This is a genomic window from Nonomuraea africana, from assembly GCF_014873535.1.
Taxonomy (GTDB): domain Bacteria; phylum Actinomycetota; class Actinomycetes; order Streptosporangiales; family Streptosporangiaceae; genus Nonomuraea; species Nonomuraea africana.
In genome coordinates this window covers 1,479,329-1,502,545 of the sequence record NZ_JADBEF010000001.1, presented here as the reverse complement: position 1 = coordinate 1,502,545, position 23,217 = coordinate 1,479,329, and the positions used below count along the sequence as shown (strand labels likewise).

The 23,217-nt window shown below is 71.9% G+C and carries 19 protein-coding genes; 5 read left to right on the top strand and 14 right to left on the bottom strand.

What is annotated here, in order from left to right; translation table 11 throughout:
* Position 1: 1 nt before the first annotated feature.
* Positions 2-919, bottom strand: a complete 918-nt coding sequence (locus tag H4W81_RS06865) for an enoyl-CoA hydratase-related protein (RefSeq protein WP_192774001.1) — start codon at positions 917-919, stop codon at positions 2-4.
* A 141-nt stretch (positions 920-1,060) separates the two neighbouring features.
* On the opposite strand from H4W81_RS06865, the gene H4W81_RS06860 reads away from it, so the two are divergent.
* Positions 1,061-2,494: an LCP family protein gene (locus tag H4W81_RS06860; protein ID WP_318781571.1), complete on the top strand. Its 1,434-nt coding sequence runs from the start codon at positions 1,061-1,063 to the stop codon at positions 2,492-2,494.
* Here the strand turns inward: H4W81_RS06860 and H4W81_RS06855 are convergent.
* The 6 genes from H4W81_RS06855 to H4W81_RS06830 are packed head-to-tail and all read right to left on the bottom strand — an operon-like array spanning position 2,469 to position 8,842.
* Positions 2,469-3,434 (bottom strand): carbohydrate kinase family protein, encoded by a 966-nt coding sequence (locus tag H4W81_RS06855; RefSeq protein ID WP_192774000.1) that lies wholly within the window; start codon positions 3,432-3,434, stop codon positions 2,469-2,471. The genes H4W81_RS06860 and H4W81_RS06855 overlap by 26 nt on opposite strands.
* The gene (locus tag H4W81_RS06850; protein WP_192773999.1) at positions 3,431-4,561 is read right to left on the bottom strand and encodes an ABC transporter ATP-binding protein; all 1,131 of its coding nucleotides are present in this window, start codon (positions 4,559-4,561) and stop codon (positions 3,431-3,433) included. Before H4W81_RS06850 ends, H4W81_RS06855 begins: the two co-directional genes overlap by 4 nt.
* 11 nt (positions 4,562-4,572) lie before the next feature.
* Positions 4,573-5,586, bottom strand: a complete 1,014-nt coding sequence (locus tag H4W81_RS06845; RefSeq protein ID WP_192773998.1) for an NAD(P)-dependent alcohol dehydrogenase — start codon at positions 5,584-5,586, stop codon at positions 4,573-4,575.
* Positions 5,587-5,591: 5 nt separating this feature from the next.
* Complete coding sequence (locus H4W81_RS06840) at positions 5,592-6,470, bottom strand: carbohydrate ABC transporter permease (protein ID WP_192773997.1); 879 nt, start codon at positions 6,468-6,470, stop codon at positions 5,592-5,594.
* Positions 6,467-7,402, bottom strand: coding sequence for a carbohydrate ABC transporter permease (locus H4W81_RS06835; protein WP_192773996.1), 936 nt, complete (start codon positions 7,400-7,402; stop codon positions 6,467-6,469). The genes H4W81_RS06840 and H4W81_RS06835 overlap by 4 nt, the downstream gene beginning before the upstream one ends.
* Complete coding sequence (locus H4W81_RS06830; protein ID WP_318781570.1) at positions 7,403-8,842, bottom strand: extracellular solute-binding protein; 1,440 nt, start codon at positions 8,840-8,842, stop codon at positions 7,403-7,405. It lies immediately after the preceding gene.
* Between the two features lie 172 nt (positions 8,843-9,014).
* Here H4W81_RS06830 and xylB point away from each other — a divergent pair, with 172 nt between their 5' ends.
* Positions 9,015-10,460: a xylulokinase gene (gene xylB / locus H4W81_RS06825; protein WP_192780668.1), complete on the top strand. Its 1,446-nt coding sequence runs from the start codon at positions 9,015-9,017 to the stop codon at positions 10,458-10,460.
* Here the strand turns inward: xylB and H4W81_RS06820 are convergent.
* On the bottom strand, positions 10,435-11,907 hold the full coding sequence (locus H4W81_RS06820) for a mannitol dehydrogenase family protein (protein ID WP_192773994.1): 1,473 nt from the start codon (positions 11,905-11,907) through the stop codon (positions 10,435-10,437). The genes xylB and H4W81_RS06820 overlap by 26 nt on opposite strands.
* A 192-nt stretch (positions 11,908-12,099) precedes the next feature.
* Here H4W81_RS06820 and H4W81_RS06815 point away from each other — a divergent pair, with 192 nt between their 5' ends.
* On the top strand, positions 12,100-13,131 hold the full coding sequence (locus H4W81_RS06815; RefSeq protein WP_318781569.1) for an endonuclease/exonuclease/phosphatase family protein: 1,032 nt from the start codon (positions 12,100-12,102) through the stop codon (positions 13,129-13,131).
* A 13-nt stretch (positions 13,132-13,144) separates the two neighbouring features.
* On the opposite strand, the gene H4W81_RS06810 is transcribed toward H4W81_RS06815, so the two are convergent.
* The gene (locus tag H4W81_RS06810; protein ID WP_192773992.1) at positions 13,145-13,567 is read right to left on the bottom strand and encodes a MarR family winged helix-turn-helix transcriptional regulator; all 423 of its coding nucleotides are present in this window, start codon (positions 13,565-13,567) and stop codon (positions 13,145-13,147) included.
* A 47-nt stretch (positions 13,568-13,614) separates the two neighbouring features.
* Between H4W81_RS06810 and H4W81_RS06805 the strand changes: the two genes are divergently transcribed.
* Positions 13,615-14,610, top strand: coding sequence for an NADP-dependent oxidoreductase (locus tag H4W81_RS06805; protein ID WP_192773991.1), 996 nt, complete (start codon positions 13,615-13,617; stop codon positions 14,608-14,610).
* 7 nt (positions 14,611-14,617) lie between these two features.
* On the opposite strand, the gene H4W81_RS06800 is transcribed toward H4W81_RS06805, so the two are convergent.
* The 3 genes from H4W81_RS06800 to H4W81_RS06790 are packed head-to-tail and all read right to left on the bottom strand — an operon-like array spanning position 14,618 to position 17,781.
* Positions 14,618-15,622, bottom strand: a complete 1,005-nt coding sequence (locus H4W81_RS06800; RefSeq protein WP_192773990.1) for an enolase C-terminal domain-like protein — start codon at positions 15,620-15,622, stop codon at positions 14,618-14,620.
* 8 nt (positions 15,623-15,630) lie between these two features.
* The gene (locus H4W81_RS06795) at positions 15,631-17,007 is read right to left on the bottom strand and encodes an MFS transporter (protein WP_225958493.1); all 1,377 of its coding nucleotides are present in this window, start codon (positions 17,005-17,007) and stop codon (positions 15,631-15,633) included.
* Between the two features lie 48 nt (positions 17,008-17,055).
* Positions 17,056-17,781, bottom strand: coding sequence for a TetR/AcrR family transcriptional regulator C-terminal domain-containing protein (locus tag H4W81_RS06790; RefSeq protein WP_192773989.1), 726 nt, complete (start codon positions 17,779-17,781; stop codon positions 17,056-17,058).
* Between the two features lie 104 nt (positions 17,782-17,885).
* Between H4W81_RS06790 and H4W81_RS06785 the strand changes: the two genes are divergently transcribed.
* Positions 17,886-19,328 carry a DHA2 family efflux MFS transporter permease subunit gene (locus tag H4W81_RS06785; protein ID WP_225958492.1) on the top strand — a complete coding sequence of 481 codons (1,443 nt, stop codon included), beginning with the start codon at positions 17,886-17,888 and terminating at the stop codon, positions 19,326-19,328.
* Between the two features lie 206 nt (positions 19,329-19,534).
* Here H4W81_RS06785 and H4W81_RS06780 read toward each other — a convergent pair whose 3' ends face one another.
* Both H4W81_RS06780 and H4W81_RS06775 read right to left on the bottom strand, forming a co-directional pair.
* Complete coding sequence (locus tag H4W81_RS06780; RefSeq protein ID WP_192773988.1) at positions 19,535-20,668, bottom strand: VWA domain-containing protein; 1,134 nt, start codon at positions 20,666-20,668, stop codon at positions 19,535-19,537.
* 83 nt (positions 20,669-20,751) lie between these two features.
* On the bottom strand, positions 20,752-23,217 hold the full coding sequence (locus H4W81_RS06775) for a DUF5682 family protein (RefSeq protein WP_192773987.1): 2,466 nt from the start codon (positions 23,215-23,217) through the stop codon (positions 20,752-20,754).

Genomic DNA, 23,217 nt, shown 5'->3' with positions numbered 1-23,217 from the left:
GCTAGTCACGATAGGGATTCCTCGGCCAGATCGGCACATCAGCCTCGCTGATCTTCATCGTGAAGGCGGGCGGGCGCTTCTCGAGGAAGGACGTCACGCCCTCGACCGCGTCGGCGGCCCCGCCGAGCTCGGCCATGAGCCTGGAGTCGGCGGCGTGCGCCTCCCACGGCGACTGGGCCGACAGGCCCGACCACATCAGCCGCCTGATCGCCGCGACCGAGACGCCCGAGGTGTTGTCGGCGATCTCGCGCGCCAGCGCGTAGGCGGCGGGCAGCAGTTCCTCGGCGGGGCAGACCCTGGAGACCAGCCGTCCCTCCAGCGCCTCGGCGGCGGGGAAGACACGCCCGGTCGCCGCCCACTCCATGGCCTGCGAGATGCCCACGATCCGCGGCAGGAACCAGCTGGACGCCGCCTCGGTGACGATGCCGCGCCGGGCGAAGACGAAGCCGAACCTGGCGCTGTCGGCGGCGATCCTGATGTCCATGGGGAGGGTCATCGTGACGCCGACCCCGACCGCTGGGCCGTTGATCGCGCCGATGACCGGCTTGAGCGAGGCGGCGATGCGCAGGGCGACCGTGCCGCCGCCGTCGCGCGGCGCGCCATCGACGGTCTCGCGCCGCCCGTCGTCCGCCCGGTTGCCGTCGTCTGCCCGGTCGCCGTCGCCTGCCCGGTCGCCGTCGCCTGCCCGGTTGCCGTCGCCTGCCCGGTTGAAGGTCTCCCCGCCGCCGCCCAGGTCCGCGCCCGCGCAGAAGGCCCGTCCCGCGCCCGTGACGACCACGGCCCGTACGGAGTCGTCGGCGTCGGCCAGGTCGAAGGCCTCGATCAGCTCGCTGCGCATCGTGAACGTGAACGCATTCAGCCGCTCGGGGCGATTCAATGTCAGGGTGGCGATGCCGTACTCGATCTGAGAGAAGGGCATGAACCGAATGTTATTCGGTCGACCCCTCCGCCAAGAAGACAGGGTTTGCTGGATGTTCATCCGCCTATAGGCGCATATTTCGTACTGGGTCCGTAGGCTCCCGTCGGCCTACGACGGACCGTACGGGGAAGCAGGTTACGCGTGACGGACAGGACGAGACCCGCCGGATCGGGCGCGGTGCTGGGCTGGATGCTGCTGTCCGCGGTGGCTCCCGGCGCGGCCCACCTGCGCGCGGGGTGGCGCAGGACGGGTCTCGCGCTGCTGACCGGCTACGCCCTGCTGCTGCTGGGCGTCCTGTGGCTGGTGCTGACGGCCGACGGGGACCTGTTCGGCGCGCTGCTGACCTCCGGCGCCAGGATGACGGCGGTCACGGTCGGCGCGGCGCTGCTCGGCCTGGGGTGGTTCGCCCTGATCATCCACTCGTTTCTGGTGCTGCGGCCCGGCAGGCTGCCCCAGCGTGGGCAGTTCCTCACCGGCATGGCCGCGGGGCTGCTGTCGGTCGCGGTCGTCCTGCCGTTCGGCCTGGTCACGCAGGCCGTGTGGGTCGGGAACCGGACCATCGACAGCGTCTTCAACCGGTCGACGGAGCCGCTGGCCGGCGAGCGCAAGCCGGTCAACCCGTGGGCGAGCCGGACGCGGGTGAACATCCTGCTGCTCGGCGGCGACGCCGACGACAACAGGACCGGCGTGCGCACCGACAGCATGAACGTCGCCAGCATCGACGTGAAGACCGGCAACACCGTGCTGCTCAGCCTTCCGCGCAACCTGGAGGACGTGCGCTTCCCGCCCGGCAGCCCGATGGCCAGGCGCTTCCCCGACGGGTTCAGGCTCCCCCGTGACGGCGCCGGCGGCCGCAGCGACCTGCTCAACAGCGTGTGGGAGTACGCCGACGCGCACCCCGAGCTCTTCGGCGGCAGGAAGGGACAGGGGGCGCAGGTGCTGATGGACACCATCGGCTACACGCTCGGCCTCAAGATCGACTGGTACGCGCTGGTCAACATGTGGGGCTTCGCCAGGCTCATCGACGCGATCGGCGGCATCACGATCACGGTCGAGCAGGACGTCGTGTTCGGCAAGTACAACGAGGGCCTGGTCAAGGCGGGCACGCGCAAGCTCAAGGGCGCCGACGCGATGTGGTACGCCCGCTCGCGCACCTACAGCGACGACTTCACCCGCATGCGCAGGCAGCGCTGCGTCATGGGCGCGCTGCTCCAGCAGGCCGATCCCGCGACCGTCCTGACCAGGTTCAACGGGATCGCGCTCGCGGCCAGGGAACTCGTGCGGACCGACATCCCCCGCGACATGCTCCAGCACCTGGTCCCGTTGGCGCTGAAGGTGAAGAACGCGAAGGTGACCAGCGTGCAGTTCGTGCCCCCGCTGATCAACACCGGCTACCCCGACTGGACGAAGATCCGCGCCGTCACCGCCAAGGCCATCAAGGACTCGGTCACGCCGAAGCCCAGCGTCGCCTCGGCCGCGCCCTCCCCCAAGACCTCGGCCACCTCGACCGCCACGCCCAAGCCCTCCGACGCGGCATCGCCGAAGGGCATCACGGACGGCTGCGGCGGCCTGTAGCGCCCTGTTCGGCGGTCAGGGGGTCCAGCTCCGAGCGCCAGGGCGGGTCCGCGCCCACGCGGGTGCAGGTGATGGCCGCGACGCGCTGGGCATAGGCCAGCGCGCCGGTCAGCGTGTCGGCGGAGAGGGTGGCCAGCCGCTGCCGGGTCAGGCTCCCGTCCCGGTCGAGGGCGGCCAGCAGGCCGGACATGAACGCGTCCCCCGCGCCGACCGTGTCGACGACCCGTACCCGTTCCGCCGGCAGGTCGACGGTGCCCGCCGGCCCGGCCGCGTGCACGCCGTCCGCCCCGCGCGTCACCACGACGACGCTCGGCCCGCGGCTGCGCCAGCGGGCCGCGATGGCCTCGACCGGCTCGCCGCGAGCGAGCCATGCGACGTCGTCGGAGCTGACCTTGATCAGGTCCGCCAGGGCGATCCAGCGCTCCAGCCGCTCGCGCAGGCGGGCCGGGTCGCGGGCCAGCCGCGGTCTCAGGTTGGGGTCGAAGGTGAGGGCGCGCCGGGGTCGTTCCCGCTGGAGCAGCAGCTCCAGCGTGTCGCCCATGCCGGGTACGGCGAGCGCGAACGACCCGCTGACGTGCAGGCAGCGGGCCCGTTCGGGCAGCGCGGGCGGCAGCCGGTCGGGCCGCCAGGCGCCGTCGGCGCTGCCCTCGACGTAGAAGGCGTACTCGGCGCCGCCCGCGGCGTCGAGGGTGACGACGGCCAGCGTGGTGGGCTCCTCAGCGGGTACGGCAAGGCCGAGGTCGACGTGCGACCGCGTCAGGTGCGCGCGCAGCAGCCTGCCGAACCCGTCGCCGGCGAGCCGGGCCAGCAGGGCGGCCTCGGCACCGAGGCGGCCGAGACCGACGGCGACGTTGGCCGGGCTGCCTCCCGGCCGCGGCAGGTAGGCGCCGTCCTGCCGGGGCACCAGGTCGATCAGTGCCTCCCCGCAGGACACGATCATCCGCTGGACTCCGCGGCTGGCAGCCGCATGCCGGTCACGGCGGAGAAGAGCCGCTCCTTGCCGTGCAGGATCCGCAGCCGCACCCGGTCGCCCTTGGCAGGCGGCGCGTTGGGATCGACCCGCGCGATGACGGTCTGACCGAGGAGCGCGGGGTCGTTGGTGTCGGCGTGCTGGCCGTACAGGAAGGCGTCCGAGCCGAGCTCCTCGACGACGGTGACGGTGACGGGGAAGGCGGGGTGGTCGGTGTCGTCGTCGCCGACCACATCGACGGCCTCTGGCCGGAAGCCGAGGACGACGCGGTCGACGCCCTCCTCCTCGATCGCCTTGAGGGTCTCGCGGCTCAGCCGTACCCGCATCTCGCCGAGGACGGCTTCCTCGCCCTCGACGCGGTACTCGGCGAGGTTCATCGCGGGCGAGCCGATGAAGCCGGCGACGAAGACGTTGGCCGGGTGCTGGTAGAGCCGCAGCGGCGTGTCGACCTGCTGGAGCACGCCGTCCTTCAGCACGGCCACCCTGTCGCCCATCGTCATGGCCTCGACCTGGTCGTGGGTCACGTAGACCGTCGTCACCCCGAGCCTGCGCTGCAGCGCGGCGACCTGGGTGCGGGTCTGCACGCGCAGCTTGGCGTCCAGGTTGGACAGCGGCTCGTCCATGAGGAACACCTTCGGCTCGCGCACGATCGCCCTGCCCATGGCCACGCGCTGCCGCTGCCCGCCGGAGAGCTCCTTGGGCTTGCGGTCGAGGAACTCCTCCAGGTCGAGGAGGCGGGCAGCCTCGCGAACCCTGCGGTCGCGCTCCTCCTTGGGCGCCTTCATCACCCGCAGCGCGAAGCCCATGTTGTCGGCCACCGACATGTGCGGGTACAGCGCGTAGTTCTGGAACACCATCGCGATGTCCCTGTCGCGCGGCGCCAGGTGGGTGACGTCGCGGTCGCCGATGCTGATGCGGCCGGCGTCGACCCGTTCGAGCCCGGCCAGCATGCGCAGGGAGGTGGACTTCCCGCAGCCCGACGGCCCCACGAGGACGAGGAACTCGCCGTCCTTGATGTCGAGGTCGAGCGCGTCCACCGCGGGCCGCTCGGATCCGGGATAGACGCGGGTCGCCTCGTCGTAAATGACTGTAGCCATCGATCTCTCCATCACTCCTGTGGCCGGACAACGACCTTGACCACCTCGGGATCGCGGCCGCCCGCCACGAGCGCCTGCTCCACCTCGGCCAGGCCGTGGTGGCCGGTGACCAGCGCGTCCAGCTGGACGCGTCCGGCGGCGGCGAGCGCGATGGCCGGCGGCCAGGTGTTGGCGTAGCGGAAGGTGCCCGTGACCTCGAGCTCGCGCGTCTGCACGTGGGCCAGCGGCAGCGGGATCTCGTCGCCACCCATGCCGACGAGGACCACCCGCCCCGCCCTGGCGACCGAGCGGACGGCCTCGCCGATGGCGGCCGGATGACCCGAGCACTCCAGCAGCACGTCGGGATCGAACCCCGCCTCGGCCAGGCGGTTCTCCCGCACGTCGAGCGTCGCGCTCGCCCCCAGCTCGCGGGCCAGCCGCAGCCGGGCGGGGTTGACGTCCGTGATCACGACCTCGGTGGCGCCGAAGGCCAGCGCGGCCTGCATGCACAGCAGCCCGACCGGGCCCGCGCCGGTGACGAGCACGCGCGTGCCGGGTCCGACCCGCGCCTTCCCGCAGGCCCACACGCCCACCGACAGCGGCTCGATGAGGGCGGCCGCGTCGTCCGACAGGCTGTCGGGAACGGCGTAGGCGAACTCCTCGCGCACGACGACGTACTCGCAGAAGGCGCCGTCGATCGGAGGGGTGCCGAAGAACCGCATCCGCGGGCAGAGGTTGTACCGTCCCGCCAGGCACTGCGGGCAGGTGAAGTCGGGCACGCCGGGCTCCAGCGAGACCCGCTGCCCCGGGCGGTGGCGGGTGGCGCCGTCCCCGGTGGCGACCACCGTCCCCGACGGCTCGTGGCCGAGCACGAGCGGGGACTCCACCACGAAGTCGCCGATCCGGCCGTGCTCGTAGTAGTGCACGTCCGAGCCGCACGTGCCGACCGAGGCGACCCGCACGAGCACCTCGCGGCGGCCCGGCTCGGGCCGCGGCCGCTCCTCCAGCTGGATCTTCCCGACGCCATGAAGTACGGCTGCGCGCATGCTTCCTACTCTCCGGTGACCGCGCCGAGGGTGAGCCCGGTGACCAGCCACCGGCGTACGGCGAGGCCGGCGAGCATCATCGGCACGACCACGATCGTGCCGATGGCCGTGAGCTGGCCCCAGTCGACGCCCGTCTGGGTCACCAGCTGGGAGGCGGCGATCGGCAGCGTCTGGGAGTTCGGCCCGGAGAAGACCACGGCGAACGCGTAGTCGTTCCAGGCGAAGACGAGGCACAGGATGAAGGTGGTCACCAGCCCCGACTTGGTCAGCGGCAGGACGACCGTCCAGAAGGCCTGCCAGCGGGTGCAGCCGGCCACCAGCGCCGACTCCTCCAGCGAGGCCGGAACCTCGGCGAAGAACGCGCTCATCAGCCAGATGGCGAACGGCAGGTTGAAGGTGAGGTAGGCGAGCACCAGCCCTGGGATGGAGTCGATCAGGCCGAGTCCGCGGAAGATGAGGAACAGCGGGACGACGACCGCCGCGATCGGCGCCATGCGGGTCGAGATGATCCAGAAGGCCAGGTGCCGCTTCCCGCGCATCTGGGTCCGTGCCAGGCCGTACCCGGCCAGCGCGCCCAGGCAGACCGCGAGCAGCGCGGAGATCCCGGCGGCGAGCACGCTGTGCCAGATGTAGGGACCGAGGTTGTTCGGTCCGGAGAACAGGTTGCGGTAGTTGTCCAGCGTCGGCGCGAACAGGAGCTGGGGCGTGGCGGCGGTCACGTCCGCGCGGTTCTTGAACGACGACAGCAGCATCCAGAGCAGCGGGACCAGCGTCCAGAGCAGGGCCAGGGCGAGCAGGAGCACCACCACCCAGCGCGAGCGGCGGCTGCTCGCCTCGAGCGGGGACTGCGGCGCCTTGCGCGGGGCGGTGATGACGGTGCTCATCGGGTCAACCCCCTCACGTCCAGCAGCCGGACGAACGTGCGGGCGATGATGATCGAGAAGGCCAGCATCGCCAGGCCGATCGCCGCGGCGTAGCCGAGATCGAAGAAGCGGAACGCCGTCTCGTACAACCGAACTGGGACGATCTTGGTCGCGTCGGCGGGCCCGCCGCCGGTGGTGACCCAGATGATGTCGAAGTAGCGGATGGCGTCCATCGACCGGATGAGCAGCGCGACGAGCAGCACGTTCGAGATCGCGGGGAAGATGATGTAGCGCAGGGCCATCCACCCGCCGGCCCCGTCGACGGCGGCCGCCTCCCGCACCGACTGCGGCACGCTCGACAGGCCCGCGAGCGTGATCAGCGCGATCAGCGGCGTCCACTCCCACACGTCCATCAGCACGACCGCCGCGAAGGCGGTGGTGGGGCTGCCGAGGATGTCGCCGGCGTAGCCGAGCGAGCGCAGCACCCAGGCGTAGAGGCCGAAGGTCGAGTCGGTGAGGTAGCGGCCCAGCAGGCCCACGATCGAGGGGGCGGCGAACATCGGCAGCAGCAGCAGGCCGAGCAGGATGTTGCGGCCGCGCAGCACCCGGTACAGGCACAGCGCGATACCGATGCCGAGGACCATCTCGAAGCCGACCGTGAGCACGAAATAGATGATCGTGCGCAGCCACGACATCCACATGTCGGCGTCGGTGAAGAAGCGCACCCAGTTGGTGAGGCCCACCACGTCGAGCGCCACTCCGCCCAGCAGCCTGACGCGGGAGAAGCTCATCGCGATCAGCGCGAGGAACGGCACGATCGACAGCGCGGCCAGCAGGATCAGGCCCGGCGTCATCATCCGGCCCTCGAAGCCGATCCACGGCGCCCTGGGGGCGCGCGTCTCCGGCCGGGCGGCCCGGCTGAGCACCGGTGAGGAGGTCGCGCGATGCGCCATCTAGGCCACCCACCCTCGCGCCACGATCTGGTCAACCCGCGACTTGATCGACCGCATCGCCTCCTCCGGCGACGCGCCGCCGGTGAGCATGCGGGACAGCTGGGTGAAGATCGCGGTGTTGCACTCGTTCCACATCGGGATCTTGGGGCGCAGGCCGATGCGGTCGGCCTGCCAGGCCTGCCGTACGGCGGCGGCCGTGAGCATGTTGGGCATCTGCGAGGGCCGCTGCTCGGCCGCGCGCACCTCGGGCAACTCGTAGACGGAGGTGCGGGTCGGGGTGCCCCCGCCTGCCTTGCTCTTGAGGTTGGCGAGCTGGGTCTGCGGCGAGGTGGACCAGACCAGGAACAGCCAGGCCGCGCCACGCTCGTTGGGCAGCGTGTTCGCGCTGATCGCCACGCCCGTGCCGCCGTACATGTTCGCCGTACCTGCCGGGCCCTTGGGCAGCGCCGCGTAGCCGACCTTTCCCGGCAGCACCTGCTCGTTGCTGGCGGCGAACTCGTGCCAGTTGGGGCACATCGCAAGCCGTCCCGCGCGGAAGGCTGCGCCGACGCCGTCCCAGTCCCACGTCTTCGAGGCGGGGTCGGCGATGCCCAGCAGGCGTTGGTAGAACTCCGCGCCTGCGATCGCGGCGTCGGAGTCGAGCCGGCACGGGCCCGGGTCACGCGACCCCAGCCGCCCCACTTCCTTGCCGTCGTCGAAGTACGTCCCGCCGTAGGACCACAGCACGTTGCTGAAGTCGTTCATCAGGGAGTCGTGCTGGCGGGCCTGGTGGCCGGTGCCGTACCTGACGTCCGAGGTGGCGTTCTTGTTGAACCACTCGGCCATCCGGAAGTACTCCTCCCACGTCCTGTCACCGCCAGGGGTGGGATCGAAGCCGAGGTCGGCGGCCATGCGGCCGCGGTACTTGTCGAACAGGTCGCGCCGGTACTGCCAGATCATCGTCGGCGCGTCGTACGGCAGGGCGTAGACCGCTCCCCGGTCGACGAACCGGCCCGCGGCGTCCAGCTGGGCGGGGATGAAGTCGGCGACGCCGCCCGGCAGGTCGGGCAGGTTGGCGTCGGCCTGCAGCGTCCGCAGGTCCACCAGCCCGCGCTGGTACGGCGCGAGCACCTGGTAGGGGTCGGCGTAGATGACCTGGTACTGGGCCCGGCCCGAGGCCAGATCGAGGGCGACCCGCTGGACCAGCGCGGTCAGCTCGAGCGTCACGATCCTGACGTCGATCCCGGTCAGGTCGGTGAACGGGCGGATGTCGGCGGCGATGGCCGCGGTGGGCGCGGTGTTCTCCGAGATGAAGTTCAGGGTGGTGCCCTGGTACTGGCGCCACTGGTCGCCGCCGGCGGTTCTGGGCGCGTCGCCGCGTGATCCGCAGCCGCCCAAGGTCAGCGCGGCCCCTGCGGCCAGGGCGCCACGGAGGACGTCGCGTCTACTGGGTCGATCCACTGTCCACTGCACCCCCCGGCTACTGCAGCGGCTCATAGCAATGTAAACAGGATTTCTCTTTTAAATATCAATGTAAATGCACATGTGAGATTTTCTCGAAAATGATATGATATTTTGGTTTTGCCTGGTCAGCGGCCTTCTTTTGAGCTGCCGCCGTACACTCGGGCGCGTGATGACACTGGTCGCCGGCGTCGATTCATCGACCCAGAACTGCAAGGTCGTGATACGGGAAGTCGCCACCGGCGGGCTCGTCCGCTCGGGCAGGGCCGGCCACCCGCCAGGCACCGAGGTGGATCCTGCGTGCTGGTGGGAAGCCCTGGTTGCGGCGATCGCCGACGCGGGCGGCATCGACGACGTCGCGGCGCTCGCGATCGCCGGGCAGCAGCACGGCCTCATCGCCCTCGACGGCGCCGGCCACGTCATCAGGCCCGCCCTGCTCTGGAACGACACGCGGTCGGCCGCCGCCGCCCGCGACCTGGCCGCCGAAGTCGGCGCCGCCGCCTACGCCCGGCGGACCGGCACCGTTCCCGTGGCCTCCTTCACCGCCGCCAAGCTGCGCTGGCTGCGCGATCACGAGCCCGGCAACGCCGCGCGGGTCGCCGCCGTCGCGCTGCCGCACGACTGGCTGACCTGGCGGCTGCGCGGGTACGGCCCGGCCGGTTCGGCCCCGCTCGGGCCCGATCTCGACGCGCTCGTGACCGACCGGTCCGACGCGAGCGGCACGGCCTACTGGAACCCGTTCACCGGCGACTACGATCTCGACCTCCTCGAGCTGGCGCTGGGACACCCGGCGATCGTGCCGAGGGTCCTCGGGCCGGCCGAACGCGCCGGCACGGTCGCCGGCACGGTCGCCGGCGCCTCGACCGTCGTCGGACCGGGCGCGGGCGACAACGCGGGAGGGGCGCTCGGCCTCGGCGCCGCCAGCGGCGACGTCGTCGTCTCCATCGGCACCAGCGGCACCGTCTTCGCCGTGACCGACCGTCCGACCTGCGACGAGAGCGGCACCGTCGCCGGCTTCGCCGACGCGAGCGGGCTGTTCCTGCCGCTGATCGCGACGTTGAACGCGGCCCGCGTGCTCGACGCCGTGGCGGGCCTGCTCGACGTCGACCACGACGGGCTCGGCAGGCTCGCGCTCGAGGCCCCTCCGGGCGCGCACGGCCTGGTGCTGCAGCCGTACTTCGAGGGCGAGCGCACGCCCAACCTGCCCGACGCCACGGCCACGCTCTTCGGGATGACGCTCGCCGCCACCACCCGCCCGGCGCTCGCGCGCGCGGCGATCGAGGGCATGCTGTGCGGCCTGGCCGACGGCCTCGACGCCGTCCGCGGCCAGGGAGTCGCGAGCGAACGGGTGCTGCTCATCGGCGGGGCCGCCCAGAACGCCGCCGTGCAGCGGATCGCGGCGCAGACGTTCGAGCCGCCCGTGGTCGTTCCCGAACCCGGCGAGTACGTCGCCGACGGGGCCGCGGTCCAGGCGGCATGGGTGCTCACGGGGTCGCGGCCGCGCTGGCCGGTGTCCATCGCCGCCGAGCCCGCGCCCGACCACCAGCCGGTCATCAGGCGGCAGTACGCCCGCTACGCGATCGGCGGCAGGCTCAGCCCGCCAGCCACCGCACCGTAGCGCGGGCGCCCTTGGCGTGCAGCGATTCGAGCGCGCGCAGGTACGGCTCGACGAAGCGCTCGTCGTCGGCGAGATCGCCGAACAGCTCCCTGTCCTCGATGAAGGCCGTGGGCCGTTGCCGCTGCGCCTTCGCGGCCGCCATGAGCCGCTCCCTCAGCCGGTCGACGACCACGATCGGCTCGCCCGACTCGTCGGCCCCCTCGGCGTACCGGGCCCAGCTGGCCACCACGGCGGCCGCGCGGGTCACCGGGCCGCCGCCTGCCAACTGCTCGCGCACCACGGGAAGCAGCCACTTCGGGATCCGGTCCGACGACTCGGCGCACAGCCGCGCCAGCGTGTCGCGCACCTCCGCGTTCGAGAACCTCTCGATGAGGGTCCGCTTGTAGCCGTCCAGGTCCACGCCCGGCACCGGCCTGAGCGTCGGGGTGGCCTCGAGGTCCATGTAGTCGAGCAGGAACTTCGCGATGGCGGGGTCGGTGGCCGCCTCGTGGACGTATCGGTGGCCGCTGAGGTACCCGAAGTAGCACAACGCCTGGTGCCCGGCGTTGAGCAGGCGCAGCTTCATCAGCTCGTACGGCTCCACGTCCGCGACGACCTGGACCCCCGCCTCTTCGAACGGAGGCCGTCCGCGGGAGAAGTCGTCCTCCAGCACCCACTGCGTGAACGGCTCGCAGGTGACGGGCCAGGCGTCCAGGACGCCGAACAGCTCGGTCACCGCTTCACGGTCCTCGTCGGTGGTGACGGGGGTGATGCGGTCGACCATGGAGTTGGGGAAGGCGACGGCGGCCTCGATCCAGTCGGCGAGCCCGGCGTCGACCAGCCGGGCGAACGCCGTGAAGGAGTGGCGCGCGACTTCCCCGTTCCCCTGGATGTTGTCGCAGGACATCACGGTGAACGGGACGAGCCCGCGGGCGCGGCGACGCCGCAGGGCCTCGGTGACCAGCCCGAACACCGTCGCCGGGACCGCGCCGGGCTCCAGGTCGGCGCGGATCGCGGGGGACCCGGCGTCGAAGGCCCCCGTGACGGGGTGGATGTTGTAGCCGCCCTCGGTGACGGTCAGGGAGACGATGCGCACCGTGGGGTCGGCCATCTTCTCGATGACCGCTTCGGGGTCGTCGGGGGCGAAGAGGTAGTCGGTTATCGACCCGATGACCCGGGCCTCACGGGTGCCGTCGGGATGCTTCAGCACGAGCGTGTAGAGGCCGTCCTGGGCGATCAGCGCGTCTCGCATCCGCGCGTCGCCCGGCAGGACGCCGACACCACAGATCGCCCAGTCGTGCGCCTTGCCCTCGTTCATCAGCCGGTCGAGGTACATCGCCTGGTGGGCGCGGTGGAACCCGCCCACGCCGATGTGCACGATGCCGACCGTGAGCCGGGACCGGTCATAGGACGGGACCGCCACGGCCTCGGGCAGCGCGGCGACGGTCTCCTGCGTCAGTGCTGTCACGCCTGGACATCTCCCCCCATGGTCAGCATCGCCCACACCGGCGGCTTCAAACGCGTGCCGGGCGACGGGCTTCTCGCCGACCAAGTGAGCACAGATGTTCATAGACGCCATTGACTGAGCAGAAATGAGCACTATATGGTCGCGGCGGCCCGCTCTCCAGCGTTGCCGTACCACCCCCCGAAGGAGAAAGCCGTGTCCCCCTTCTCACGTCGTGACCTGTTCCGCACCAGTGCGGCCGCCGCCACAGTGGCCGCCGGCGCCGGCCTGCTGCCCTCCACCCCCGCAGGCGCCGCCACGGCCGGCCGGTCGGCCGCCTCGGTGCGGGTGGTGACCTGGAACATCTACAAGGGCGGCCACGGCATCGGCGCGGGCAACCTGCCGCACGTCCTGGACCAGCTCGTGGACCTGCGGCCGGACATCTACCTCGCGGTCGAGACGTACGGCTCGGGCGAGGCGATCCGCGAGGCGCTGTCGCGCGGCGCCGGCCACGGCAAGTACACCGGTGTGCAGATCACCGACAGGCCCGCGGGCAGGGACAACCTGTGGATCTTCACCCATCTGCCCATCGCCCACGTCTACCCCAAGCCCGCGGGCGGCCGGCACATCACCGACTTCAACCTCGGCGGCATCCGCGTACGGCTGGCCGACGGGCAGCACCTGAACGCCTTCGTCACCTGGATCAACTACACCGACCCGTGGGTCGGCTACCTCATCGACGAGAACGCCGCGGGCATCAGGGCGGGGCTCACCCCCCGGCACACCGCCGAGCAGGTCGTGGCCGCCGACCAGCGCCAGACCGCGCAGCTGAAGGAGCTCGTCGACCAGCACCTGCCCGCCATGCTCGCCGGCAACACCGATCCCGTGGTGATCGGCGGCGACCTCAACACCGTGCCCGCCGACGACTGGAGCGCCACCTGGGCGGCCGCGCCCAACCATCTCGGCATGAGCTACCCGCTCACCGCGACCAAGGTCGTCACCGACGCGGGCTTCGTCGACACCTTCCGCGCCGCGCACCCCGACGCGGGCGCGGTGGAGGGCAGGACCTGGTCACCGCTGCCGACCGAGCGGCTCATCACGCCGCAGCGCATCGACCTGATCTTCGCCAGGGGCCCGGTCACCGTCGAGGGCGCCCAGGTGGTCGACCAGCGGATGCACCGCCACGGCCAGGGCACGTTCTACTCCGACCACGCCGCGGTGGTCGCCGACCTTCGCCTGTCCCGCTAGTTGATTCCGGACGTCACGGGCTGGCCGGCCGGCGGCCGAGCATCCGCAGCAGCAGGTCCCTCAGCTGCACCCGCTCGGCCTGGCTCAGCCCGGCCAGCGGCTCGCCCGCAAAGCCGAGCACGCCCCGCAGCTCCTCCGCCACGCGCGCGCCCTCGGCGGTCAGCGTGACGTTCTTCACCCGGCGGTCGGCCGCGGCCGGTTCGCGGCTGACCAGCCCCCGCCGCTCCAGGCGGTCGACGATGCCGGTGACGTTGGAGGGGTCGCAGCTGAACACCTCGGCCATCCGCCGCATCGGCAGCGGCTCGCGCTCCAGCAGCACCAGCGCCTTGGCCTGGAGCGCGGTCAGCCGCCTCGCCGCCGCGGCCTGCTCGTAGCCCTCGTTGTACCTGGCCGCCACCTCCGCGAACAGGGTCACGACCTCCCGGGTCACACTCATGCCTTCGAGTATAGTTGATGTGCATCAACCTTTTTGGGGAGTCAACTATGCCTCGTCAGATCAACCTCGCCTCCCGCCCGTCCGGGTGGCCGACGGCCGGCAACTTCGAGCTGGTCGAGGTCGCGTCGCAACCGCTGGGCGAGGGCCAGGTCAGGGTCCGCAACCAGTTCATGTCCGTCGACCCCTACATGCGGGCGCGGATGAACGACGTGCCGTCCTACATCCCGCCGTTCCAGCTGGGCCGGCCCCTCGACGGCGGCGCGGTCGGCGTGGTCGTGGAGTCGCGCTCGGCCGGCCTCGCCGAGGGCGACCTCGTCCTGCACGGGCTCGGCTGGCGCGACGAGGCCGTGCTCGACGCCGCGCGGGCGCGTCGCCTCGAACCCGTCGAGGGCCTGTCCCCCTCGGCCTTTCTCGCCGTGCTCGGCATGACCTCGCTCACGGCGTACGTGGGCCTGCTGGACGTGGCCGCCTTCAAGGAGGGCGACGCCGTCTTCGTCTCGGGGGCCGCGGGGGCGGTCGGGAGCATCGCGGGCCAGATCGCCAAGCTGAAGGGCGCCTCGCGCGTCATCGGCAGCGCGGGCTCGGCGGAGAAGGTCGAGTACCTGCGCGGCATCGGCTACGACGCCGCCTTCAACTACAGGGACGCGCCCGTGGCCGAGCAGCTGAAGCAGGCCGCTCCCGACGGGATCGACGTCTACTTCGACAACGTCGGCGCCGACCACCTCGAGGCGGCCATCGGATCGCTGCGGAACTTCGGCAGGGTGGCGATGTGCGGGGCGATCGCCGTCTACAACAGCACCGAGCCGACGCCCGCGCCGCGCAACCTCGCCCTGGCGATCGGCAAGCGGCTGACGCTGCGCGGGTTCATCGTCAGCGACCACGCCGCCAGGATGTCCGACATGGTGACCGAGCTGGGCGGGTGGCTGCGCGAGGGCAGGCTGTCGTACGAGGAGACCGTCGTCGACGGGCTGGAGAACGCGCCCGAGGCCTTCCTCGGCATGCTGCGCGGCGAGAACACCGGAAAGATGATCGTCCGGGTGTAGCCGCCGGTCAGGCGCGGAAGGCGTCCTTCGCCAGCCGCCGCACCCGCTCCTCGTCGATGGTGTGGCCGAGACCCGGCTGGGTGAGCGGCACCGCCACCACTCCCCCCGACGCCCCCACCGCGGGGGTCACGATCTGCGCGTTGCGCGGCGGCTGCGTCACGTCGCACGGCAGCGTGCAGCCCGGCAGGCTCGCCACGGCGACCGCCGCCGCCCTGGACAGCCCCGCGCCCTGCCCGCCCGCGCACTGGATGTCCCAGCCGGCCGCGGCCGCCCTGTCGTGCGCGCGCCTGGCGTCGCTGAGGGACGGCAGCGCGGCGGGCCGCAGCAGCAGCACCTTGGCCGCGCGCAGGGTGAGGTAGTCGTCGAGCTCGGCGGTCGAGCGGGGCTCCACGGCGACCGAGGCGCGCACCCTGTCCTGGAGGTCGGCGTGGGCGTAGGAGTCGTCGACGCGGAACGGGCGCTCGATCACCTCGAGACCGTACTCGTCCAGCGCCACGAGCTGCTCAGGTGAGGTGTAGGCGCCGCCGCAGTCGACCGCGAGGCTGAGCGCGGGGTAGGCCTGCCGTACGGCGCGCACCGGCTCGACGTCCCAGCCGGGCCGCACGTCCAGCGTGACGTGCGCGTAGCCGCCGCAGACCTGCTGGTTGACCCGCGAGACCAGGCTCTCGGTCGAGGGGTCGAGCCCCAGCCGGACGGTGGCCATCAGCGAGGTGCCCGCGCCGCCCAGCGCGTGGGCGAGGGGAACGCCGCGCATCCTGGTCCAGAGGTCCCACAGCGCCATGTCGACCGCGCTGCCTCCGCCGGGCACCTGGTCGGGGTGCTCCCAGTCGACGCCGATCAGCTGGGCGGCCAGCCCCTCCTCCAGGGCGCTCCACAGCTTCGGCTCGGGCGAGACGAGCTCGCCCCATCCGCTCATCCCGCCGTGGTCGGTGAGCCGGACGAGCAGTGTCTCCGGCCGCCTGCCGTACGGCAGGACCAGCCGGAAAACCTCAAGCTCCCGCACACGCGGCATGTTCCCCCCTAAGAACGGACTCCCTCCATGGTGCCCGCCGGAGCGGACTGCGCAAAACGGGGCGCGATGAGCGCGGCCAGGATGGCCAGGACGAAAGTGAAGCCGAACCCGACGAGGTACATCTCGCCCGAGGCGGTGAACAGCGCTCCGGTGACCGCGACGGCGACGACGGTGAAGACGGACTCCCCGACGCCGACGGCGGCGGTGTTCTGTCCCTCCTCGCCCTGCTTGGACATCTCCAGCACCAGCACCGAGACCGTGGGGTGCAGGGCGCCGATGCCGAGGCCCGACAGTGCCATGGCGACGTAGGCCAGCGCGATGGGCACCGCGTCGACCAGCACGAGCGCGATGAGCGCGATGCCGAGAGCGATGAGGATGGCGCCGCCGCGCATGGCGGTGAGGTTGCCGATCGTGCCGCGGCCCTTGATCCACGAGCCGGTGGACCAGCCCAGCGCGCCGACGGTCAGCACGATGCCCGCGCCGGTCGGCGACAGGTCGCGCTCGCTGATCAGCATGAGCGGGATCAGCACCTGCGAGGCGGTCAGCGAGCCGAAGGCCAGGCCGCGCAGCACCGGGGCGCTCGGCAGGCCGCGGGCAGCCTTGAGGGAGCCGGGCAGCAGCAACTTGGGCAGCGCCACGGCCAGCAGCACGACGCCGCCGGCCAGCAGCGGGATCCCGCCGAGCGCCAGCGCGCTGCCGTACTGGATGAGGGCGGCGGCCACGGCGGTCAGGGTGGCCCAGACCAGCTTGCCGCCCAGACCGGGGGCGGGCTCGGCGGCGCCGCCGTCGAGCCGCTGGCCCGCCGTACCCCGCCAGAGCAGCAGGGCGGAGGGGACGACGATCAGCGCCACGCCGAGGAACACCCAGCGCCAGTCGACGTTCTCCACGACCAGGCCGGCGATCGCGGGGCCCACCATGGACGGGATCACCCATGCCGCGGAGAACAGCGCGAAGACCTTCGGATGCATCGCCTGCGGGTAGGCCCTCGCGACGAGCACGTACAGGGAGACCTGGATCAGGCCCGCGCCCAGGCCCTGGACGAAGCGACCGCCCACGAAGATCTCCATCGTGGGGGCGAAACCGGCGACCAGCAGTCCCGCGACGAAGGTCACCACACCGACGGCGATGGGCGGCAGCGGGCCCTTCACGTCGCTCCATCTGCCACCGAGCACCGTGGCGATCACGCTGGCCGCGAGGGTGGCGCTGAAGGCCAGGTTGTACAGGTGCATGCCGTCGAGCTCCCTGGCCACGACCGGCATGGCCGTGGCCACGGCCATCGCCTCGAACGCCACCAGCATGACGAGGGCGACGAGTCCAGAGCTGAGCGAACGGTACTTCGCGGATATCACGCTGACCGGGGGTGCGGTCTCAACAGTCGCAGTCATGCCGGAAACGTATGGCCGGACCCCTGGCCGGCACATCGGGCAGCGGTCCTAGGTCATTGGGCGGACGGCACCCGCGGCCAGGCCCGCGATCATCAGATCGAGGCCGAACGCGAACCTCTCCTCCCCGCTCGGCCGCACCAGCTCGTTGGCGAAACGCGCCAGATAGGGGAAGCGGTCGGCGGGCAGGCTGCGTATGTACTGCTCGACCTGGCGGAAATGCTCGGCGACGAACTCCTCCTCCGCCATGCCGCTGGCCCGCTGCATCCCGCGGTAGAGCGCGCCCTCGTGGGCGTCGGCCGCGACCAGCAGGCTGATGCGGTCGATGGCGATGGCGGCGGCGGTCGGTGGCACCCCTCCCTCGACCATGATGGCCATCATGCCCTCGGCGACGCGCATGGCGTTGGCGCCGGTGGGGATGTTGGCCAGCGAGACCCTCGCGATGTCGGCGTGGGTGTTGAACACCTCGTGCATGGCGAACACCGCCTCGCGCAGCTGCTCGGCCCACCGCTCCGGCTCGGGCGCGGGCAGCTCGATCTCCTCCAGGACCCGCTCGTAGATCAGGTCCAGCAGCTCGTCCTTGTTCGCGACGTGCGCGTAGAGCGAGGCGGGGCCGGTGTCGAGCTCCTGGGCGACCCTGCGCATGCTCAGCGCGTCGAGACCCTCCGCATCCACGATCCGCAGGCCGGTCTCCACGATGAGGGCCTGGGTGAGCTGCGGCTTCACCGGCTTGACAGGGCGCGTCTTGCGCCACGGCGGCGCGGGCACTGGCTCCATACGAACAATGTACTTGACACGAACACCGTTCGTACATAGAACAGTGTTTGCCAACGAACACCGTTCGCCTAAAGAACAACGTTCCCCCGAGGAGACTCCCCCAAATGAACTCCCCCATGACGGCCACGACGCTGGAGCGTCCCGCCGCCTACCGGTGGCGCTGGCCCGCCCTGTTCGTGATCCTCGCCGCCGAGGTGATGGACCTGATCGACGCGCTGATCACGCAGATCGCCGCGCCCACCATCCAGAAGGAGATCGGCGGCTCGGCCGGCCTGATCCAGTGGCTGGTCTCCGGCTACACGCTGGCGATGGCGGTCGGCCTGATCACCGGCGGCCGTCTCGGCGACCTCTACGGCCGCAAGCGCATGTTCGTGATCGGCGCGCTCGGTTTCACCGTCGCGTCGCTGCTGTGCGGCGTGTCCGTGAGCCCCGAGATGCTGATCGGCTCGCGCGTGCTGCAGGGCCTGTTCGGCGCCGTCATGATCCCCCAGGGCCTCGGCCTGATCAAGGAGATGTTCCCGCCGGAGGAGATTGGCAAGGCGTTCGGCCTGTTCGGGCCCGTCATGACCATCTCCTCGGTCGGCGGACCCGTGCTGGCGGGATGGCTGGTCGACGCCGACCTGTTCGGCACCGGCTGGCGCATGATCTTCCTGATCAACCTGCCGATCGGGCTGGCCGCCGTGCTCGCCGCGCTGAAGTTCCTGCCCGAGTTCCGCCTCTCGAACGCCACCAGGCTCGACCTCGTCGGCATGCTCCTGGTCTCCGCCGCCGCGTTCCTGCTGATCTTCCCGCTCATCCAGGGCCAGGAGGCCGGCTGGCCGGCCTGGACCTTCGTCTGCATGGCGGGCTCGATCGCGATGTTCGCCCTCTTCGGCGCCTACGAGTCACGCCGGCAGCGCGCGGGCAAGGACCCGCTCGTCACGCCCGGCCTGTTCCGCAAGCGCGCCTTCACCGGCGGCCTCGTCGCGGGGCTGTCCTTCTTCACCGGCATGATCGGGCTGTCGCTGGTCTTCATGCTCTACGTCCAGGAGGGACTCCACTTCAGCCCGCTCAAGGCGGGCCTGACCGGCCTGCCCCAGGCGATCGGCGGCGTGGTCGGCTTCGGCATCGCCATGGCCCTGGTCGCGAAGCTGGGCAGGACACTGCTGCAGATCGGGACCGGGGTCATGGCGGCGGGCGCCGGCGCGCTCGGACTGACCATCCACCTGGCGGGGCTCGACATCGACGCCTGGCAGCTGGCTCCCGGGCTCGCCCTGGTCGGCATCGGGATGGGACTGACCATGGCGCCGTTCTTCGACATCGTCCTGGCCGGCGTCGAGCCACACGAGTCGGGCTCTGCCTCCGGGACGCTCACGGCGATCCAGCAGCTCGGCGGGGCGCTCGGCGCGGCCCTCCTGGGCACGCTGTTCTTCAACCTGCTCAAGAGTCAGTGGAGCTTCGGCGACGCGATGCAGGTGATGGTGGGGGTGGAGATCGGGCTGCTGCTCGTCACCTGCGCGCTCTCCTTCCTGCTGCCCCGACACGCTCGCGAGGAGCCCGCCCACTGACCTCCGTACGCCACATGCCCCGGCCGGGGTTCTCGCCTGGCCGCGAGCCAGAGCCCCCGCCGGGGTGCCGAAACCCTGGCGGGACGTAAGGGACCTCCTCGGGTTGCGGGGGACCCTCTGAGATGCGGGAACCCTCCGAGATGCGGGGACACCGTGAGATGCGGGGAACCCTCTGAGAGCGGGCCCTCTGGAACGCGGAAACCCCCTCAGGGCGGGTCGCGTTCGGCCCACCCCGCGAGGTCGCGGCGTTCGATGGCTGCCGCCATCAGGGCCGGGAAGGCGTCGGGTGTGCACGCGAACGCCGGCACCCCCATCGCCGCCAGCGCCGCCGCGTTGTCGTGGTCGTAGAAGGGCGCGCCGTCGTCCGACAGCGCGAGCAGCACGATCACCTGCACCCCCGCCCTGGTCATCGCCGCGATCCTGCGCAGCATCTCCTGCCGCACGCCGCCCTCGAACAGGTCGCTGACCAGGACGAAGATCGAGTCGGCCGGCCTGGTGATCAGCCCCTTGGCGTAGGCGACCGCCCTGTTGATGTCGGTGCCGCCGCCGAGCTGGGTGCCGAACAGCACCTCCATCGGGTCGTGCAGGTGCTCGGTGAGATCGGCCACCGCCGTGTCGAACACCACCAGCGACGTCTTCAACGACCTCATCGAGGCCAGCACCGCCCCGAACACCCCCGCGTGGACGACCGAGGAGGCCATCGAGCCGCTCTGGTCGACGCAGAGCACGACCTCCCGCTGGACGCCGCGCTGCCGTCGCGCGTAACCGACCAGCCTGGACGGCACGACCGTGCGCCGGTCGGGCAGGTAGTGCCGGAGGTTGACCCTGATCGTGCGGTCCCAGTCGATGTCGGCCGCCCGCCTGGGCCGGTGCGTCCTGGCCGCCCTGTTCAGCGCGCCGTCGACGGCCGACCTGAGGCGCTGGGCCATCTCGCGTTCGAGCGCGGAGACGACCCTGCGCACCACCGCCCTCGCCGACTCGCGCGCCCTGTCGGGCATGACGTTGTTGAGCGCGAGCAGCGTGCCGACCAGGTGCACGTCGGGCTCGACCGCCTCGAGCATCTCGGGTTCGAGCAGCAGGCTGGTGAGGTCGAGCCGCTCGATCGCGTCCTGCTGCATGACCTGGACCACGGTCGAGGGGAAGTACGACCTGATGTCGCCGAGCCAGCGCGCCACCCTCGGGGCCGACGCACCGAGCCCGCCCGCCCGTTCGGGGCGTGGGTCGTAGACGGCGCCGAGCGCCTCGTCCATCCGGGCGTCGCTCCCCTGCGGGGCGAACCCGGTGCCGTCCGCGTCGCCGCCGCCCAGCACCAGCCGCCACCTGCGCAGCCGCTCATCCACTCGGCACCCCCACGATCATCCTCCACCCGCGCCGCCACTCATCCACGCGGCATCCCGCGATCATCCGCCACCCGCGCGCCCGTTCATCCACGTGGCACCCCCAGGATCAGCCGCGCTGTCCGTACGGCCGCCGCGGCCCTGCCTTCGTCCACCTCGCGCCGTCGCCCGTCGGCGGCGGTGCCGGAGGCTCGGACGCGCTCGCCGATCGCGCGCCGCTCGGGTGCCTCGAACCTGCTGAAGGTACGGCGCAGCAGCGGGAGCACGCCGGTGAACTCCTCGGGGGTGAGGCCGATCAGCCAGCCGTCCACCAGGGAGAGCAGGCGGGAGTCGTGCACGAGCAGCAGCCCCTTGCCCGCCATGAACCCCTCCACCCACGCGGCCGCCCTGGCAGGAGGATTGCCCCTGGACATCGACCGCGCCATGCGGTCGCCCGCATCGGAGGGGGTGAGCTCGCCCGCGTCGAGAAGGAGCCGGGTGAGGCGCCCCTCGATGAGCGGATGCGGGCGAGCGCGGTCGCAAACGGCCCGCAACGTCACCACCCACCGCCTCCACCCCGCCGGGACACGACCCGATGGAACGCCCCCAGGGACAAGACCTCCAGAGCCCTCCCCCGCACCCTCAGAGACACGACCCACACCCCCGGTGTCGTGATCGGAAGGGGTCTCTCCCACACTCGCGGGAGGGCCCCCGCCCGACCCTCCGGCCGTTGGTGGTGGGGTCAGGAGGGCGACGGCGGCGTGGACGGCCTCGAGGTGTTCGACCAGCCCAGCGGCCGCCTCGTCGTCGATCCCCGTCACCGCCACCGGCAACCCCGCGCAGATCCGGTCCAGCATCGACTCCGCGATCGCCTCGAGACCGTCCGACGGGGTCCCGCGCACGTCCCCGTACCGCTGGGCGCGCACCATCGCGGGCAGGGCGGCCATGAGATGGGTGACGTCGGTGTCGAGGGCCGCCCTGTTCGACAGCGCGGCCAGCACCTCAGGCAGCGCCCCGCCCAGGTCGGCCAGCAGGCACCGCTCCACCAGCCCGGTCAACTCCGCCAACGACACCCCGTGAGCCGCCCCCGAAGCCCGGTGAGCACCCGAACCGGGAACTCCGTGAGCAGCCGGACCGGGAGGCGGGCCAGCAGCCGGGCCGGGAAGCAGTCCGGGAGCCGGGCCGGGAAGCAGTCCGGGAGCTGGGCCGGGAACGGGAGTCTCGGGATGAGCCGAGCCGCCGGTGGCCATGGTGCGGGCGCGATGGGTGGCGGCGGACTCCACGCTGGTGCCGAGGGCGGCCGACTCGATCAGGACGACGTCGTACTCGGGACGCCACGCCAGCCGCCACACCTCCCTGAACGTCCCCCTTCCCCGCGACTCCCCCGGCCGCCCCCAGTCGACCCCGAGCAGCCGCAACCGGTGCAGCAGGCGGCTGCGCGCCAGGTCGAGCGGCTTGCGCAGGTCGAGGTCGAGCTCCCGCTCCACCGCCTCGGGGCCGAGCTTCACCCGCCGCTGCTGGTCGCGCAGGTCGCGCTGCAGCGGCACCATCGGGGTGCGCGGGCTGACCGTGCCGAGCCGATCGCCCACCACCAGCCGCCGCTGGACCAGCCGCACGAGGAGCTCGTCGCCGTCGCACAGCACCGCGCGCACCGCCTCGGTGACCTCGCTCAGCCCGGCGAGGGGCCGCCCGCGCAGCGCCGCGAGGCTCTCGGCCAGCCGTACGGCCTCGATGACGTGAGCGGGAGAGACGGCCATGCCCTCCTCCCTGAGCACCGCCGCCGCCGACGTGAGCCAGCGTTCGACCGGCCGGTCGGCGACGGCGAACAGGTGGTGGTACCAGCCGGGCGAGGTGATGCCCGCGCCGTAGCCGCTGCGCGCGGCGAGCCTGCCGTACGTCCAGGGCACCCAGGTCAGCTCGGCCTTCACCTTGGGCAGCCCGCGCAGCAGCGCGTTGTCGGCCGTCGCGGACGGCAGCGCCCCGGTGAGGGCGGGGACGTGCCAGGCCCCGCACACCACCGCGATCCGCTCGAAACCCTCCTTCACCGCCGCGCGCAGGCAGCGGCGCATGTGGGCCTCGCGGCGCGCCTCGTGCGGACCCGGCACGTGGCCCTCCCGCACGGCGGCCATCGCCTCGGCGATCGTCTGGAAGGGGGTGTCGCCCCTGTGCTCGACGACGTCCTCCCACCAGCGCTCGGGGTCGTCGTATCCGGCCGCCGCCGCCAGCTCGCCGAGGGGGTCGGCGTGCGGGCTGTCGTCGCTCTCCATGGCCAGCGTGTGGACGGCGGGCAGGTCGACGAAGCGCACCGGGACGCCCGCCGTCGTGCCGTACAGGATGGCCTGCCATTCGGGCGAGAACACCGCGAATGGCCAGAACGCGGAGCGCGGCGAGCCCGGCGTGTGCGCGAGCAACGCGACCGGCGGCTCCATCTCGGGCGCGAGGGGGATCAGCCCGTCGGCCTCGGGCGGCCCCTCGATGAGGATCGCGTCGGGGCGCAGCCGGGCGAGCTCGGCGTGGACGGCCCGCGCCGAGCCCGGCCCATGGTGCCTGACCCCGAGGACGGTGACGCTCAC